This is a genomic window from Serratia sp. BIGb0234 (assembly GCF_024809915.1).
Classification (GTDB): domain Bacteria; phylum Pseudomonadota; class Gammaproteobacteria; order Enterobacterales; family Enterobacteriaceae; genus Serratia; species Serratia liquefaciens.
In genome coordinates this window covers 86,382-101,832 of the sequence record NZ_JANUEI010000010.1, presented here as the reverse complement: position 1 = coordinate 101,832, position 15,451 = coordinate 86,382, and the positions used below count along the sequence as shown (strand labels likewise).

The window sequence follows — 15,451 nt, the reverse complement described above, 5'->3', positions numbered from 1 at the left end:
GCAATATCCACTATGTAGATGCTCATTCCACCTCTTATGTTCGCCTTAGGCTTCATAAACCCTGGGAATGACGCAGAGCCGATTTAGGGTGCCTATTGCCCACCAGAACGATGACGGCGTTGCTTGCAATGGCTGACATCACACTCCGGGCAAAACGTTGAGTGAGGCACCGCCCCTGTTGTCCTAGACCTGATTGCTTTTTTATACACTTGCCACCGCGGCAAGTGTTTTTTTTGCCTAATACCCATCATATTTGAAGCCACAGCTGCGTTGACTGCGCGCTCTCACCCCAGTCACTTGGTTGACCAAGCTCCTGGGGATTCGTGAGCTTGCCGCCTTGCTGTGACTCTAACTATCTTGGGTATAAACAACGTTAGATAAAAAAGGCGCGACCTGTGGGCGCGCCTTGAAGACAGTGCATTGTGCGTTATTCGCCGTTCTGCTTCAGCGTTAGCATCAGGCCTTCACGACGCATCTGTGCTGCTTCATCCGAGCGGTGCAGCTTCTCCAGCACGTCAGCCAGCCAAGCGTAATCGTAGGCATCTGGACGCTGTTTCAGCGCTTCCCGGAATGCATCGGCCGCCGCCTGCCATTCGCCGTGCTTCATCAGCAACTGGCCCAGGGTACTGTTCAGCAGTGGTGTGGCACCATGCTGCTTCACCTGCTGACGCAACGCTTTCTCCAGCTGTTGCGGGTTGCCGGACTTCAGACGCGGGATCAGCAACACCAGGCGTTCGTCATACTGGCGCTTGAGGCTGTCGAGTACGATCTCTTGCGCCAGTTCATGGTCATTGCATTCGATCAGGTGTTCCACCATCGCGATTTGCAACGGCACTTCATGCCGGATTTTGCGACTCTGATCTTTCCACCAGCGTTTCAGGCCATCGCTGCCCTCATCCGCCATCGCCTGATTCATCAGGCCAATGTAGGCCTGTTGTTGCAGCGCCTGCAGCTCAGCCTCACTGTGCAGATTGATCTTGCTCATCGACGGCAGGATCTCCAGCAATGAGGCAAAAGCGCCAGTGCGCAGATAAGCCATTTCCGCCAGTCGCAATACTTCGGGATGACGCGGAGCCTGGTTAAGCAGGCGATCGACACCGTGACGTGCCGCATGGTTTTCGCCCTGAGCCAGCTGGATGCGCACGCGGGTGATGTCTACCGGCAGCTGGTCGGTGTCGGCGGCTTCGGCGGCGCGTTCCAGGTACTGATTGGTACGGAAATCGTCACCCCGTTGCTGTGCGGCCTCAGCTGCCAGCAGGTAGTTCACCACCGGTTGTTCAGCGTGATCGGCATTGCGCGTCAGCAGTTTTTCAACCTGCTTGTAATCACCTTCGGCCAGTTTGATCAGTGCGGCCTTGGTCTGCTTACGCGCACGGCTGCGTTTGCGGCCCAGGAACCAGCCGCGAGTGCGGGCGCTGGTGCTGAAGATGCGGCGCAGGATCCACTCGATCACCAGCAGCACCACAAACAGCAAGATACCCATGATCACCAGGCCGGTGACGCTGGTTTCGATATTGTAGTTATCGGTCTGAATCAGCACATAGCCCTGATGGCCGGCCAACATCGGCCCAACCACCACGCTGGCGATCAGCACCAGGAACAGAAATAGCACGCGTAACATGGCTTATCCCTCCTGATGAGCGGCAGGGGACTGGGCCATCAGATTACGCACCCGGGTCTGCATCAGTTTTTCCAGCAGCGGCTGGCTTTTCAGCTGATCCGGCACGTCCATGGTGATCGACTGCTGGCTCAGGGCATCCAACTCTTCCAGGAACGCTTTCGTGGCCGGGTCGGTGGTATCGAAGTAGGCGCGAACCCAAGTGGAAATGGTCTCCAGCGACTGCTTATACACTTCGTTCTGATGGCGTGGGATGGCCTGTGCGGCAACCAGCAGGCGCGAACGGATATTTTCGCGCAGGTAAATGTCCTGGTTCGGGGCCAGCAGCGGCTCGGCATTGCTATCGCGGCGGCGGACGGTAATAAAGTCGGCCATAAAGTTGTGCCAGCTTTTGGCCAGGTTTTGCCGCCATTCGCCGATCGAGCTCGACAGCTCGCTGCTGTCTTGATCCATCGGCGCTTCGTCGCTGTCGTTATCCGCCAGGCGCAGATTATCCACCTGATTGGACAACTGATTGGTCTTGAGAATGATGCCGTCGAAATCTACCTGAGTCAGCGTGGACAGCGTGCTGACGTCTTCGGTGATGGCGCGACGAACCTCGAGCAGGCTCGGGTCATTCATGTCAGCCAGGCTGGCATCGGCGCTTTTTAACAGCGCGGCGGCGGTGGTGACGTCCTGATCGCTCCACAGCTTACGCCCGGCCATTTTCACCAGAAAATCGGCCTGCGCCAGCAACCAGGTTTTGGCATCGCTGCCGGAGATGATGGCGACTTTCTCTTGCAGTTCATTGAGCTGTCGCGCCAGGGTTGCCTGTTCGCGATCGGCGGCGTCCAGCGTTTTGCCCTGTTGCTGCAGCAGGCCTTCCAGCGCGCTTCTTTCTTGCTGTTGGCTTTGTTTCAGCGTTTCCAGCTGTTGCTGCAGCGTTTGATTGGCGGCGATGAGCTGCTGCGCCTGTCGATGTGTATGGTAATAGCCGCCGGCAGCCAGAGCGATAACCAGCACGATCGCGATCGCGCCCAACACCGGGCCGGTATTTTTACCTTTACGCTTTTCAGCGTCTGGCTGCTGGGGGCTCTCAACCGCAGAGGTTGGTTCTTCAACCGGGGCGGATGGGGTATTTTGTTCCGTCATAGTGGCACATCCCATAGTCAGGTTTATTGTAGCGCGCGGATCAGCGCGTCATTATCGGCGGTATCAGCTACCCGAATTGTGCTCCAGCCCAGTTCCTGGGCGAGGGTAGCCAGACGTTCACTCACTACGACCAGGCGGCAACGTAACAGCCACGAAGAACGGTAGTAATCAGGAACTAAAGTATAGAGCTGTTGTAACATTTCACCGCTGGTGACTACCAGCGTATCAACACCGGCACGCTGCCAGTGGGCGCTTTGCTCGCTGCCATCATAGTGCACCGGGCTGCGTTGATAACATTCATAATAGCTGACCGCAGCGCCGCGCTCGCTCAGTGTGTTGCCGAGCAGCTCACGGCCGCCGTTACCGCGCAAGATCAGCGCCTGTTTACCTTCCAGCTTCTGCAGCGCCGGCAGCAGCAGCAATGTTTCGCTGATCTCCTGCTCACGCGGGTATTCTATCGGCAGGCTGCTGATGCGGTGCATTGCCAGCGCCGTGGTACGACCGATAGCGTAATAGGCAAGCCTGGCAGGCCATGACAGCCCGACGCGGCCCATCACAGAATGGGCGTAGCTCACCGAGTGCTGCGACAGGATGAACACCAGATCGCCATCATTAAGCTGCTGTAACGTCTGCGGCAATTTTGGCAAATCGCCGCCGGGGGCGAAGTCGATCAACGGAGCATGATAGGCAACCCGACCGAGCGCACGCAGTCGGCTGACCAGTTCTTCTCCGGAAGGCGAGGGGCGGGTTACCAGAATCGTCATGCAGGGGGATTCCCCTGATAAACGTCCTGCAGAATTTCACGAGCGCCTTGCGCCAGCAGTTCTTCCGCCAGTTCAATGCCCATCTGCTCTGCTTGAGCTGCCGGACCGCGGCGTTCGCCGCGCACCATTTGGCTACCGTCTGGAGAGCCCACCAGGGCTCGCAGCCACAGGCTGTCGCCCTCCAGTTCGGCATAGCTGCCGATCGGTACCTGGCAACCGCCTTCCAGCCGGGTATTCATCGCACGTTCGGCACGTACGCGGGTTTCTGTGGCAACGTGATTGAGCGGTGCCAACAGCGCGCGGGTGGTTTCGTCGTCGAGGCGGCATTCGATACCCACTGCGCCCTGGCCAACGGCCGGCAGGCACTCTTCCGGGCTCAATGGACTGCGGATACGCTGTTCCAACCCCAGGCGCTTAAGCCCGGCGACCGCCAGAATAATGGCGTCGTAATCGCCGTTATCCAATTTTGCCAGCCGGGTACCGACGTTGCCGCGCAGATCGCGCACGATCAGATCCGGACGGCGCTCACGCAGTTGGCACTGACGACGCAGGCTGGAGGTACCGACCACGCTGCCCTGCGGCAGTTGATCGAGCGATGCGAAACGATTGGAAACAAATGCGTCGCGAGGATCGTCACGCTCGCAAATAGTCACTAAACCCAAGCCTTCGGGGAAATCGACCGGGACGTCTTTCATTGAGTGAACGGCGATATCCGCACGGCCGTCCAATAACGCCAGTTCAAGTTCCTTAACAAACAGCCCTTTACCGCCGACTTTCGCCAGCGGCGTATCCAAAATAATGTCGCCTCGCGTGACCATCGGCACCAGTTCGACCTGCAGGCCGGGGTGGCTGGCCATCAGGCGCTGCTGCACATAATGTGCTTGCCAAAGCGCGAGTGGGCTTTGTCGGGTGGCAATTCGAATAATTTTGTCTAACATGCTTGTTACCGTTTTTATAATTCGCCGTTCATCCTACCACTGAGTGTGAAAACTGTCAGTGCAAGAAGCCACAGGCGAAGAAAGGACAACGGAATCAACGGGACGTGTGATGTGTTTTGGGGCAGTTAACACTGCGGGTAAATCGTTTGGAGTGGCGCTACAATAATAGTGAAGCGTTACTTCCTTTACGGTCAATCAGCAAGGTGTTAAATTGATCACGTTTCCAACAATAAGTTGCCAAATATTCTTCCAACACTAACGGCACTTATGGAATACGGGTTTTTTTCTAAACACCGGGATAATCAGGCGAGACGTCTTGTACCTCTACATCGAGACACTGAAGCAGAGACTGGATGCGATCAATCAATTACGAATCGATCGCGCCCTAGCGGCCATGAAGCCCGCGTTTCAACGGGTATACAGTCTGCTGCCTACCTTATTGCACCACCACCACCCACTGATGCCAGGTTACCTGAACGGTAACGTTCCCCATGGCGTTTGCCTCTACACGCCTGATGAAACTCAACAAGATTACCTCAATGATTTAGAAGACAAATGGGGCAGCCCATTTGACAAAATGGCCAGCGGTGAACTGCCGATTACCGGGGTTTACTCGATGGGCAGCACCTCGTCGATCGGCCAGAGTTGCAGCTCGGATCTCGACATCTGGGTGTGCCACCAATCCTGGCTGGACAACGAAGAGCGTAACCGCCTACAGCAAAAATGCAGCCTGCTGGAAAAATGGTCGGCGTCGATGGGGGTGGAAGTCAGCTTCTTCCTGATCGATGAAAACCGCTTCCGTCATAACGAAAGCGGCAGCCTGGGGGGCGAAGACTGCGGCTCCACCCAACATATCCTGCTGCTGGACGAATTTTACCGCACCGCGGTGCGCCTGGCCGGCAAACGTATTTTGTGGAACATGGTGCCGGGCGAAGAAGAAGCACATTACGATGAGTATGTGCTGTCGCTGTACTCGCAAGGCGCGTTAACGCCGAACGAATGGCTGGATCTCGGCGGTCTGAGCACGCTGTCGGCGGAAGAATATTTCGGTGCCAGCCTGTGGCAACTGTACAAAAGCATCGACTCGCCTTACAAGGCGGTGCTGAAAACCCTGCTGCTGGAAGCCTATTCCTGGGAATACCCGAATACGCAACTGCTGGCGATGGACATCAAACAGCGCCTGCATCAGGGCGAGATTGTCTGCTTTGGTCTCGACGCCTACTGTATGATGCTCGAACGCGTTACGCATTATCTGAATCAAATCAACGACACTACCCGCCTCGACCTGGTCCGCCGCTGTTTCTACCTGAAAGTCTGTGAAAAACTGTCCCGCGCCAATGCGTGCGTCGGCTGGCGTCGTGAAATTCTCAGCCAATTGGTCAGCGAATGGGGCTGGGACGAAGAGCGTCTGGCGATCCTGGATAATCGCGCCAACTGGAAAATCGAACGGGTACGTGAAGCTCACAACGAACTGTTGGATGCGATGATGCAAAGCTATCGCAACCTGATCCGCTTCGCTCGCCGCAACAACCTTAGCGTCAGCGCCAGCCCGCAGGATATCGGCGTGTTGACACGTAAGCTGTACGCCGCGTTTGAAGCGCTGCCCGGCAAGGTGACGCTGGTGAACCCACAGATTTCGCCGGACCTGTCAGAAGACGACTTGACCTTTATTCACGTGCCGATTGGCCGCGCCAACCGTACCGGCTGGTATCTTTATAACCAGGCACCGGCCATGGACTCGATCGTCAGCCATCAACCGCTGGAATATAACCGCTACCTCAACAAACTGGTGGCCTGGGCCTATTTCAACGGGCTGCTGACGCCGAAAACCCGTCTGCACATCAAGAGCGGTAACCTGTGCGATACCGCTAAACTGCAGGAACTGGTGGCCGATGTGTCGCACCACTTCCCGCTGCGCCTGGCGGCCCCCACGCCAAAAGCGCTGTACAGCCCGTGCGAAATTCGTCACCTGGCGATAATCGTCAATCTGGAAAACGATCCGACCGCCGCCTTCCGCAATCAGGTGGTGCATTTCGATTTCCGCAAGCTCGATGTATTCAGCTTTGGTCAGCAACAGCAGTGCCTGGTGGGCAGTATCGATCTGCTGTATCGCAACTCCTGGAACGAAGTGCGTACTTTGCATTTCAGCGGCGAGCAATCGGTGCTTGAAGCGTTGAAGACCATTCTCGGCAAAATGCACCAGGATGCCGCGCCGCCGGAATCGGTCGAGGTGTTCTGCTACAGTCAGCACCTGCGCGGCCTGATCCGTACCCGTATACAGCAGCTGGTGTCGGAGTGTATTGAGCTACGCCTGTCCAGCACCCGACTGGAGCCGGGCCGTTTTAAAGCGGTACGTGTTGCCGGCCAGACCTGGGGCTTGTTCTTCGAACGGCTGAGCGTGTCGGTGCAGAAGCTGGAAAACGCGGTGGAGTTCTACGGCGCAATTTCCAACAACAAATTGCACGGCCTGTCGATCAAAGTGGAAACCGATCAGGTGCATCTGCCGCCGGTGGTGGACGGTTTCGCCAGCGAAGGGATTATTCAGTTCTTCTTCGAAGACACCACGGACGATAAAGGTTTTAACATCTATATTCTGGATGAGTCTAACCGGGTTGAGGTTTATCACCATTGCGAAGGCAGTAATGAGGAACTGGTGCGTGACGTTAGCCGTTTCTACTCGTCCTCGCACGATCGCTTCACCTACGGCTCCAGCTTCATCAACTTCAACCTACCCCAGTTCTATCAGATAGTGCATCTTGATGGCCGAACTCAGGTGATCCCGTTCCGCAGCAATGTGCTGTCGAGCCTGTGCGTTCCCCTGACCGACAGCGCCGTCCAACCGCTGAAGCAGCAGTTCCAGCTGCATTGATATCGTCAAGGTTCAGCAGGCTGAGCCTTGACGACGGATGCGGCCATTCTCAGGAAAACTTCACCTCTTCGCCGGCCTGTGCGCTGGCCGCTTCGCTCAGTAAGGGGTAGAAGGCGCGGTCGCTGCGATCGCACAGCCACACGCCGTCACGGTAGTTAAAGTGGTAGCCGCCGGTTTTGGTCGCCAGCCAAATCTGATGCAATGGCTCCTGGCGATTGATCACAATTTTGGTGCCATTTTCGAAGCTTAACGTCATTACGCCGCCGTTAGTTTCGTAATCGATGTCCGCATCGCCGTCAAAATCGTCCAGGGTCTCTTCAATATTCAGCATCAGTTGGTCAGCCAACTGGTGAAACTCACTGTCGTTCATATTCAATTCCTATTGCTTTTCATGATCCACCTGCGATTATAGAGACCTTGGACGCATGAATTACAGGCATTAATGCAAATGAAAAAACAACTACGCTATGCGCTGATGGCAGTTCTGCTTGCCGGGCTCTCCGGCTGCGGCCTGAAGGGCCCGCTGTACTTCCCGCCAGCCGATCCGGCCAGCACTAAGAAACCGGCTACCCAGGTTCAGACCGGCGATCAGGTACAGAAAAATCAGCAGGAACTTTCTGGCTCTCAGCAAAAACCGTCGATGAGCGACCAGTAACACCTTGTTTGCGGCGGCGTGAGTCACCGCAAACCCAAGACGGATAGCGGAGTATGATATGCAGTTCTCCAAAATGCACGGTCTGGGCAACGACTTTATGGTGGTCGATGCCGTTACACAGAATGTCTATTTCTCACCCGAGTTGATCCGCCGTCTGGCCGATCGGCACTTGGGCGTTGGCTTTGACCAGCTGCTGGTGGTAGAACCGCCTTACGATCCGGAACTGGATTTCCATTACCGCATTTTTAACGCCGACGGCAGTGAAGTGGCGCAGTGCGGTAACGGCGCTCGCTGCTTTGCCCGCTTTGTACGGCTGAAAGGCTTGACCAATAAGCGCGATATTCGCGTCAGTACCCAGACCGGGCGCATGGTGTTGAGCGTGACCGACGATGATCTGGTGTGCGTGAATATGGGTGAGCCGAACTTCGATCCCCAGGCAGTGCCGTTTCGCGCAACCAAAGAAGAAAAGACCTACATCATGCGCGCAGCGGAGCATACGGTGCTGTGCGGCGTGGTGTCGATGGGCAATCCACATTGTGTTTTACAGGTGGATGATGTAAAAACCGCCAAGGTGGAGTTGCTCGGGCCGGTGCTGGAAGGGCATGAGCGCTTCCCGGAACGGGCTAACATCGGTTTTATGCAAATTGTCAGTCGCGAGCACATTAAACTGCGTGTCTATGAGCGCGGTGCTGGCGAAACGCAGGCCTGCGGTAGCGGAGCCTGTGCGGCCGTGGCAGTAGGGATTCAACAGGAATTGCTGTCAGAAGAGGTGCATGTAGAACTGCCGGGCGGCAGCCTGCATATTCGCTGGAAAGGGCCGGGCAGCCCGCTGTTTATGACCGGTCCGGCAACCCATGTATATGACGGATTTATTCATCTATGAAGAGCGTTGAGGACCAGGCTGTCGCAGGCATTGAGCTTGATGACGACGCCGTGATGCAGTTTCTGCTGCAAAACCCGGATTTCTTTATGCGCAACGCGCGGTTGGTGGAGCAAATGCGCGTTCCCCATCCCGTTCGCGGCACCGTATCGTTGGTCGAGTGGCATCTGGCTCGCCAGCGCAATCACATCCATCGGCTGGAAGAAGAAATCACGCTGCTGATGGAGCAGGCCAGCGCCAACGAAACGCTGTTTGCCAGCCTGCTGCATTTGCAGGCCAATCTGGCCACCGCCGACAGCCTGCAGGATATGCTTAACCGCCTGCAGCGTTGGGCGCGCGGTTTCGGTTTGGCCGGCGCCAATATCCGCCTGTTTTCCGAAAGCTGGAAAATCGGCGCACCTTCCGATTTCACTCACCTTGCCCTGACGCGCTCTTCGTTTGAACCGTTGCGCATTCAGCGTCTGGGCGACCAACAGCACTTTCTTGGCAGCCTGAATGGCCCCGAGTTGTTGTTGCTGCTGCCGCAGGCCAAACTGGTCGGCTCGGTAGCGCTGTCGATGCTGGGTGATGAGGGCGAGCTGGGTATGGTGATTTTCAGCAGCCGCGATACGCAACATTATCAGCAGGGCATGGGCACGGTGATGCTTAATCAACTGGCGCGCATGCTGCCGGAACTGCTGGAACGCTGGATCGAACGCGCATGACCCCGCTGGCGGCCAGCCTGCAACAGCCGGTCGATGCCTTTCTGCGCTATCTGAAGGTGGAACGCCAGCTCAGCCCCTTGACGCAGTTAAGCTATTCACGCCAATTGCAGGCGCTGATGGCGCTGGCTCAGGATATGGGCATCACGGAGTGGCCGGCGTTGGACGCCGCCAAAGTCCGGATGCTGGCGGCGCGCAGTAAACGCGCCGGCCTGCAGTCTTCCAGCCTCGCGTTACGCTTGTCGGCATTACGCAGTTTTCTCGACTGGCAGGTCAGCCAGGGCATGCTGATAGCCAACCCCGCCAAAGGGATCCGCACGCCACGCAGTGGCCGTCATCTGCCGAAAAACATCGACGTCGATGAAATGAATCAGCTGCTGGATATCGATCTCAACGATCCGCTGGCGGTGCGCGATCGCGCTATGCTTGAGGTGATGTACGGTGCAGGGCTGCGTCTTTCTGAACTGGTGGGGCTGGACTGTCGCCACGTCGATCTGGCCGCCGGTGAAATTTGGGTTTTGGGCAAGGGCAGCAAGGAACGCAAGCTGCCGGTCGGCCGCACCGCCGTGACCTGGCTGGAACACTGGCTGGCGATGCGCGACCTGTTCGGGCCGTCAGACGATGCGATGTTCCTGTCCAATCAGGGAAAACGCATCTCGACCCGTAACGTGCAAAAACGTTTTGCCGAGTGGGGCGTCAAGCAGGGCGTTAACAGCCACATCCATCCGCACAAGCTGCGCCACTCCTTTGCTACCCATATGCTGGAGTCCAGCGGCGATCTGCGTGCGGTGCAGGAACTGCTTGGCCATGCCAATCTGACCACCACCCAAATCTATACCCATCTCGACTTTCAACATCTGGCGAACGTGTACGATGCCGCGCATCCACGCGCCAAACGGGGGAAATCCTGATGCACTTTTATCGTCCGCTACGCCCGCTGGCGGCATTGACCTTCGATCTGGACGACACGCTGTACGACAACCGTCCGGTGATCAAACAGACCGAATTGCAGTCGGTGGCTTTCCTGCAGAATTATCATCCCGGGCTGAACCACTTCCAGTCGGCGGATTTTCACCGCCTGCGCCAAGAGTTACGTGAACAGGATCCAGAGATTTACCACGACGTCACCCAGTGGCGTTGGCGTGCCATCCACCTGGCGCTGAGCCGTCAGGGGCTGCGTGATGCCCAGGCTGCTGAAGGGGCTGACGCGGCGATGCAGAATTTTGCGCTGTGGCGCAGCCGCATCGAAGTGCCTGAAGCTACCCACGCCACGTTGAAAGCACTGGGCGAACGCTTTCCGCTGGTGGCGATCACCAACGGCAATGCCGATCCTGCAATGTGCGGGCTGGACGGTTACTTTCAGTTTGTGCTGCGCTCCGGGCCGGATGGCCGCGCCAAACCTTATCAGGACATGTATCAACTGGCCGCAGAGCGTTTAGGCATCGCCCCTGAGCATATTCTCCACGTCGGCGATGATTTAACCACCGACGTCGCCGGCGCGTTGCGCTCAGGCCTGCAGGCCTGTTGGATCAACGACCGTCAGCGCAGCCTGATGCAGGCTGCCGATAGCCGGCTGCTGCCACATATTGAGATTTCGCAGTTGGCATCGCTGACAGCATTGTTATAATCCCTGCCAGAACTCTGTATAAATTCCCAGTGGAATCGCGTCGCTGACGCGCTTTCCCTTACCAATTAATGGTGCCTATGGACGTTTCCGATCTGCTCGACAGCCTGAATGAAAAACAACGCGAAGCCGTGGCGGCGCCACGTGGCAACCTGTTGGTACTGGCCGGCGCGGGCAGCGGTAAAACCCGGGTGCTGGTGCACCGCATCGCCTGGCTGCTGTCGGTAGAGAACTGTTCGCCGTATTCGATCATGGCGGTGACGTTCACCAACAAAGCCGCGGCGGAAATGCGCCACCGTATCGAACATCTGATTGGCACCAGTCAGGGCGGCATGTGGATCGGCACCTTCCACGGGCTGGCTCACCGGTTGCTGCGCGCACATCACATGGATGCCAATCTGCCGCAGGATTTCCAGATCCTCGACAGCGACGACCAGTTCCGCCTGCTCAAACGCATCGTCAAGGCGTTGAATATCGACGAGAAACAATGGCCCCCGCGTCAGGCGATGTGGTACATCAACGGCAAAAAAGATGAGGGCCTGCGCCCGCAACACGTCGAGACCTATAATAATCCGGTGGAGGCAACCTGGTTGCGTATCTACCAGGCCTATCAGGAAGCCTGCGATCGCGCCGGATTGGTGGATTTTGCCGAGCTGTTGCTGCGCGCCCATGAGCTGTGGCTGAACAAACCGCATATCCTCAACCATTACCGCGAACGTTTTACCAACGTACTGGTAGATGAGTTTCAGGATACCAACAGCATTCAATATGCCTGGATCCGCCTGCTGGCCGGCAATAACAGCAACGTGATGATCGTGGGTGACGATGACCAGTCGATTTATGGCTGGCGCGGCGCTCAGGTGGAAAATATTCAACGTTTCCTGAAGGACTTCCCCGGTGCGCAGAGCGTCCTTCTGGAACAAAATTACCGTTCGACCAGCAATATTCTAAAGGCAGCCAACACCCTGATCGCCAACAACGGCGGGCGCATGGGTAAAAACCTGTGGACAGAGGGCGGGGATGGCGAACCTATTTCTATCTACTGTGCGTTCAACGAACTCGACGAGTCGCGCTTTGTCGTCGGCCGCATCAAAACCTGGCAGGAAAATGGCGGCGCACTGAATGACTGCGCCATCCTTTACCGTAGCAACGCCCAGTCGCGCGTATTGGAAGAGGCGCTGCTGCAAACCGCCATGCCTTACCGCATTTACGGCGGGCAACGCTTCTTCGAACGTCAGGAAATCAAGGATGCGCTGGCCTATCTGCGGCTGATAGCCAACCGTAATGACGACGCTGCGTTCGAGCGCGTAGTAAATACCCCGACCCGTGGCATTGGCGACCGGACGTTGGACGAAGTGCGTCGAACGGCGCGCGATCGTCAATTGACCCTGTGGCAGGCCACCCGCGCCCTGCTGCAAGACAAGGTGCTGGCCGGCCGTGCGGCCTCTGCGCTGCAGCGCTTTACCGAACTGGTAGATTCCCTGGCGCATGAAACCGCCGATATGCCCTTGCACGTACAGACCGACCGGGTGATCCGCGATTCGGGGCTGTTCATTATGTATGAGCAGGAAAAGGGCGAGAAAGGCCAGGCGCGTATCGAAAACCTTGAGGAGCTGGTGACGGCAACCCGTCAATACAGCTATCAGGATGAAGATCAGGATCTGATGCCGCTGCAGGCGTTTCTGTCGCATGCTGCGCTGGAGGCGGGCGAAGGCCAGGCCGATGCCTATCAGGATGCGGTGCAGTTGATGACCCTGCACTCGGCCAAGGGGCTGGAGTTCCCGCTGGTGTTTATCGTCGGTATGGAAGAGGGGATGTTCCCGAGCCAGATGTCGTTGGATGAAGGCGGGCGGCTGGAAGAAGAACGTCGTCTGGCCTACGTCGGCCTGACGCGTGCCATGCAGAAACTGACGCTGACCTATGCCGAAACGCGCCGTCTGTACGGCAAGGAAGTTTACCATCGGCCTTCGCGTTTTATCGGCGAACTGCCGGAGGAGTGCGTGGAAGAAGTGCGGTTGCGTGCCAGCGTATCGCGACCGGTGAGCCATCGTCGTATGGGCACGCCGATCGGTGAAAACGATACCGGCTACAAGCTGGGGCAGCGAGTGCGTCACCCTAAATTTGGCGAAGGCACCATCGTCAATCTGGAAGGCAGCGGCGAACACAGTCGGCTGCAAATTGCGTTCCCAGGGGAAGGCATCAAGTGGCTGGTGGCCGCCTATGCCAGACTGGAAACGGTGTAGCGGGGCAGTAGCCGCCGAACCCAAAGGGGCGAATCTCTTCGCCCCAGCACTCAGGCTTAAAGCGTACGGGTATAGCGATCGCCAACTTGCGCGGTGGCATACCAACGCATCACAGCTTCGATGCCTTCACCACCTTCTGGAGGGGCCCAGTGCATGCAGTCCTCTTCCGACAGCGCCTGATAAGGCCCCTGTTTTACTTCGAACACCACGCCGCCGGGATCAACCGACAGCACGGCATGCCAGGTAAACGCCGGCATCTCCAGTACTTTGGTTTCTTCACCCAGCAGCGTGCGTTGGGTGACGACACCTTCCTCATTAAACTGCAATACCACAAAGCGGCCGCGCAGCGGTGTCAACAGTTCCCAGGTTTGTGGATGGCGGTGCGGTCGAATATAGGTGCCAGGTTCCATGGCAATCGCCAGTCGCTGCACCGGCTCGCTCAACTCGTCGTGTAACGTACGGTGCGCGCGCAGGCGAGCCACTTTAGCGGCCTGCTCACTCATGTCGGTCAGGTCGTGGGCGGTAATCTGTTTCATCGTTAAAGTCCGCAAGCTTATCGTGGCTTCATATTAGCAATATTCACAGACGCGGTCAGAGATCCCCGCGACTTTTTCGTTACCCTTTATCACGGATTAAACCGATTTTGTCCCATTGGTTATGGCGATGAATTGTTGCGCAATTATCGGGCCTAACCGGTTGACAGACTTTTTCTTCTCGGCGTAACATGCGCGCACTATTATCAATGAGGACATACGCCTTGGACACACCCAGTAGATACTGGCTCACTGACCTGGACAACAACAGGTACAACTTCTAAGGCTATCCCATCGAGCTGATAGCCTTCGTGGTTGTCGGCGACCTCTTAAGTGTCGCTACGAGTCAGATCCTTCATGGTCTGAAACAAGCTGGTGATGCAACACCCCTCTGTTTCTGTGCTTCCACGCGTTGTTTACCCCTGTCACCCTAAGGGAGTTTTAGCAGATGCTGAGCGCGTTTAAATTAGATAAAAGCCGCCTGTCCCGTCTGGAGTTGGATGACTCCGATGATCTCACCACCTCGCTGTGGGTTGATCTGGTTGAGCCGGAAGAAGGCGAGCGTGAACGCGTGCAAAACGAGCTGGGCCAAAGCCTGGCGACACGTCCGGAGCTGGATGATATCGAAGCTTCCGCGCGTTTCTTCGAAGACGAAGACGGCCTGCATATTCACTCCTTCTTCTACTTTGAAGATGCGGAAGACCATGCCGGTAACTCCACCGTAGCTTTCACCATCCGTGATGGGCGTCTGTATACCCTGCGTGAGCGTGAGCTGCCGGCGTTTCGCCTGTACCGCATGCGCGCACGTAACCTGACGATGGTGGACGGCAACGCTTACGAGCTGTTGCTGGATCTGTTCGAAACCAAGATTGAGCAGTTGGCGGACGAAATTGAAAACGTCTACAGCGATTTGGAAAAGCTCAGCCGGGTAATCATGGAAGGCCATCAGGGCGATGAATACGACGAAGCACTGTCGACGCTGGCCGAACTGGAAGATATCGGCTGGAAAGTGCGACTGTGTTTGATGGATACCCAGCGTGCGCTGAATTTCCTGGTGCGTAAGGCGCGTTTGCCGACCGGTCAGTTGGAGCAGGCGCGTGAAGTGCTGCGCGACATCGAATCTTTGCTGCCACACAACGAATCGTTGTTCCAGAAGGTGAACTTCCTGATGCAAGCGGCGATGGGCTTTATCAATATCGAACAGAACCGCATCATCAAGATCTTCTCGGTGGTGTCGGTGGTGTTCCTGCCACCGACGCTGGTGGCCTCAAGCTACGGGATGAACTTCGAGTTTATGCCGGAGCTGAAGTGGTCGTTCGGCTATCCGGGCGCCATCAGCCTGATGATCCTGGCGGGGCTGGCCCCGTATCTGTACTTCAAACGCAAGAACTGGCTGTAAGCTGACGGGCGAACCTGTTCGCCCGATATTTCTGCTGTCGACCAACGCTTAGCCTGCTAAATAGGGGTAGAATGCCCCTTTGGCTTATCTGTCCGT

General features: G+C 56.8%; 14 protein-coding genes. 8 read left to right on the top strand and 6 right to left on the bottom strand.

Going from position 1 to position 15,451, the window contains the following annotated elements; translation table 11 throughout:
• Positions 1 to 427: 427 nt before the first annotated feature.
• From hemY to hemC, 4 genes are read right to left on the bottom strand one after another with little or no spacing between them, the layout of a single operon-like run.
• A complete protein-coding gene (gene hemY, locus M2407_RS24230; protein WP_116691461.1) occupies positions 428 to 1,621 on the bottom strand; it encodes a protoheme IX biogenesis protein HemY in 1,194 nt (397 codons plus the stop codon).
• Between the two features lie 3 nt (positions 1,622 to 1,624).
• Positions 1,625 to 2,749 carry a uroporphyrinogen-III C-methyltransferase gene (gene hemX, locus M2407_RS24225; protein ID WP_115057955.1) on the bottom strand — a complete coding sequence of 375 codons (1,125 nt, stop codon included), beginning with the start codon at positions 2,747 to 2,749 and terminating at the stop codon, positions 1,625 to 1,627.
• A 23-nt stretch (positions 2,750 to 2,772) separates the two neighbouring features.
• Positions 2,773 to 3,513, bottom strand: coding sequence for a uroporphyrinogen-III synthase (gene hemD / locus M2407_RS24220; RefSeq protein ID WP_128864833.1), 741 nt, complete (start codon positions 3,511 to 3,513; stop codon positions 2,773 to 2,775).
• Positions 3,510 to 4,451 (bottom strand): hydroxymethylbilane synthase, encoded by a 942-nt coding sequence (gene hemC / locus M2407_RS24215; protein ID WP_130016601.1) that lies wholly within the window; start codon positions 4,449 to 4,451, stop codon positions 3,510 to 3,512. The genes hemD and hemC overlap by 4 nt, the downstream gene beginning before the upstream one ends.
• Positions 4,452 to 4,767: 316 nt before the next feature.
• Between hemC and M2407_RS24210 the strand changes: the two genes are divergently transcribed.
• Positions 4,768 to 7,320, top strand: a complete 2,553-nt coding sequence (locus M2407_RS24210) for a class I adenylate cyclase (protein WP_259220068.1) — start codon at positions 4,768 to 4,770, stop codon at positions 7,318 to 7,320.
• Between the two features lie 49 nt (positions 7,321 to 7,369).
• On the opposite strand, the gene cyaY is transcribed toward M2407_RS24210, so the two are convergent.
• A complete protein-coding gene (cyaY, locus tag M2407_RS24205) occupies positions 7,370 to 7,690 on the bottom strand; it encodes an iron donor protein CyaY (protein WP_044554409.1) in 321 nt (106 codons plus the stop codon).
• Positions 7,691 to 7,768: 78 nt separating this feature from the next.
• Between cyaY and lptM the strand changes: the two genes are divergently transcribed.
• The 6 genes from lptM to uvrD all read left to right on the top strand — a co-directional run bounded on the left by lptM (position 7,769) and on the right by uvrD (position 13,423).
• A complete protein-coding gene (gene lptM / locus M2407_RS24200; RefSeq protein WP_020824768.1) occupies positions 7,769 to 7,975 on the top strand; it encodes an LPS translocon maturation chaperone LptM in 207 nt (68 codons plus the stop codon).
• Positions 7,976 to 8,033: 58 nt separating this feature from the next.
• On the top strand, positions 8,034 to 8,858 hold the full coding sequence (gene dapF / locus M2407_RS24195) for a diaminopimelate epimerase (protein ID WP_020824769.1): 825 nt from the start codon (positions 8,034 to 8,036) through the stop codon (positions 8,856 to 8,858).
• Positions 8,855 to 9,559 carry a DUF484 domain-containing protein gene (locus tag M2407_RS24190; RefSeq protein ID WP_020824770.1) on the top strand — a complete coding sequence of 235 codons (705 nt, stop codon included), beginning with the start codon at positions 8,855 to 8,857 and terminating at the stop codon, positions 9,557 to 9,559. The genes dapF and M2407_RS24190 overlap by 4 nt, the downstream gene beginning before the upstream one ends.
• Positions 9,556 to 10,467 carry a tyrosine recombinase XerC gene (xerC, locus tag M2407_RS24185; protein WP_020824771.1) on the top strand — a complete coding sequence of 304 codons (912 nt, stop codon included), beginning with the start codon at positions 9,556 to 9,558 and terminating at the stop codon, positions 10,465 to 10,467. The genes M2407_RS24190 and xerC overlap by 4 nt, the downstream gene beginning before the upstream one ends.
• Positions 10,467 to 11,183 (top strand): 5-amino-6-(5-phospho-D-ribitylamino)uracil phosphatase YigB, encoded by a 717-nt coding sequence (gene yigB, locus M2407_RS24180; RefSeq protein WP_046374740.1) that lies wholly within the window; start codon positions 10,467 to 10,469, stop codon positions 11,181 to 11,183. Before xerC ends, yigB begins: the two co-directional genes overlap by 1 nt.
• Positions 11,184 to 11,260: 77 nt before the next feature.
• Positions 11,261 to 13,423: a DNA helicase II gene (gene uvrD / locus M2407_RS24175; RefSeq protein WP_046375101.1), complete on the top strand. Its 2,163-nt coding sequence runs from the start codon at positions 11,261 to 11,263 to the stop codon at positions 13,421 to 13,423.
• A 56-nt stretch (positions 13,424 to 13,479) separates the two neighbouring features.
• Here uvrD and M2407_RS24170 read toward each other — a convergent pair whose 3' ends face one another.
• Positions 13,480 to 13,959, bottom strand: a complete 480-nt coding sequence (locus M2407_RS24170) for a WbuC family cupin fold metalloprotein (protein WP_122080560.1) — start codon at positions 13,957 to 13,959, stop codon at positions 13,480 to 13,482.
• A 445-nt stretch (positions 13,960 to 14,404) separates the two neighbouring features.
• Between M2407_RS24170 and corA the strand changes: the two genes are divergently transcribed.
• Positions 14,405 to 15,355: a magnesium/cobalt transporter CorA gene (gene corA, locus M2407_RS24165; RefSeq protein WP_020824775.1), complete on the top strand. Its 951-nt coding sequence runs from the start codon at positions 14,405 to 14,407 to the stop codon at positions 15,353 to 15,355.
• Positions 15,356 to 15,451: the final 96 nt, after the last annotated feature.

Excerpts from the sequence above, each read along its gene's own strand:
- hemY (WP_116691461.1), bottom strand. The coding sequence starts at position 1,621 with ATGTTACGCGTGCTATTTCTGTTCCTGGTGCTGATCGCCAGCGTGGTG.
- hemX (WP_115057955.1), bottom strand. The coding sequence starts at position 2,749 with ATGACGGAACAAAATACCCCATCCGCCCCGGTTGAAGAACCAACCTCT.
- hemD (WP_128864833.1), bottom strand. The coding sequence starts at position 3,513 with ATGACGATTCTGGTAACCCGCCCCTCGCCTTCCGGAGAAGAACTGGTC.
- hemC (WP_130016601.1), bottom strand. The coding sequence starts at position 4,451 with ATGTTAGACAAAATTATTCGAATTGCCACCCGACAAAGCCCACTCGCG.
- cyaY (WP_044554409.1), bottom strand. The coding sequence starts at position 7,690 with ATGAACGACAGTGAGTTTCACCAGTTGGCTGACCAACTGATGCTGAAT.
- lptM (WP_020824768.1), top strand. The coding sequence starts at position 7,769 with ATGAAAAAACAACTACGCTATGCGCTGATGGCAGTTCTGCTTGCCGGG.
- dapF (WP_020824769.1), top strand. The coding sequence starts at position 8,034 with ATGCAGTTCTCCAAAATGCACGGTCTGGGCAACGACTTTATGGTGGTC.
- M2407_RS24190 (WP_020824770.1), top strand. The coding sequence starts at position 8,855 with ATGAAGAGCGTTGAGGACCAGGCTGTCGCAGGCATTGAGCTTGATGAC.
- xerC (WP_020824771.1), top strand. The coding sequence starts at position 9,556 with ATGACCCCGCTGGCGGCCAGCCTGCAACAGCCGGTCGATGCCTTTCTG.
- yigB (WP_046374740.1), top strand. The coding sequence starts at position 10,467 with ATGCACTTTTATCGTCCGCTACGCCCGCTGGCGGCATTGACCTTCGAT.
- uvrD (WP_046375101.1), top strand. The coding sequence starts at position 11,261 with ATGGACGTTTCCGATCTGCTCGACAGCCTGAATGAAAAACAACGCGAA.
- M2407_RS24170 (WP_122080560.1), bottom strand. The coding sequence starts at position 13,959 with ATGAAACAGATTACCGCCCACGACCTGACCGACATGAGTGAGCAGGCC.
- corA (WP_020824775.1), top strand. The coding sequence starts at position 14,405 with ATGCTGAGCGCGTTTAAATTAGATAAAAGCCGCCTGTCCCGTCTGGAG.